Raw genomic sequence first — 558 nt, forward strand, 5'->3', positions numbered from 1 at the left:
ATCCCCGGTGGACCGAGAAAGAGGATATTTTCTTTCCGGTCAATAAAGGACAACGTAAGCAGTTCTCGAATCCGGCGCTCATCCACCGAAGGCTGCGCGGTAAAATCAAACGTATCGATCGTCTTGCGATACGGCAGTTTGGACAGCTTGATGAGCGTTTGGATCGATCGTGCCTGTTTTTCGACGATTTCTGCCTCTAATAAGCGGAATAAAAACTCTGAATATGATATATTATGAGTAGAGGCGTATTCTGCCATGGCGGACCATCGCTCCGCCATGACAGGCAAATGGAGTTGGTGGCAATACTCGTGTATTCGTTCTTTCATGAGCTTTCCCCTCGCAGGAATGCGTCATAAACGGACAATGGACGAGTATCCACTTCCACCGAAACAGGCGAAATGGTGGCGGCCATTTCCGTCTGTTTCTTTTTGATTTTTTCGGCGAATGAAATCACTTTTTTCTGTTGGTCCACGTGAGAAATCTCCTCCCCTCGAAAGTACAATCGAATATCTCCATTTAATCGCTCCTTCACCAGAATTTCTTTGCCCGCATACTCCG

General features: G+C 47.0%; 2 pseudogenes. Both read right to left on the reverse strand.

Annotated elements, in window-relative coordinates:
- A pseudogene (istB, locus tag CD000_RS17920) lies at positions 1-326 on the reverse strand (IS21-like element IS5376 family helper ATPase IstB); the annotation flags it as partial.
- Positions 323-558: pseudogene (locus tag CD000_RS17925) on the reverse strand (IS21-like element IS5376 family transposase); the annotation flags it as partial. The pseudogenes istB and CD000_RS17925, both read right to left, overlap by 4 nt.

This window comes from Geobacillus sp. FJAT-46040 (genome assembly GCF_002335725.1).
In the GTDB taxonomy this organism is placed as follows: Bacteria; Bacillota; Bacilli; order Bacillales; family Anoxybacillaceae; genus Geobacillus; species Geobacillus thermoleovorans.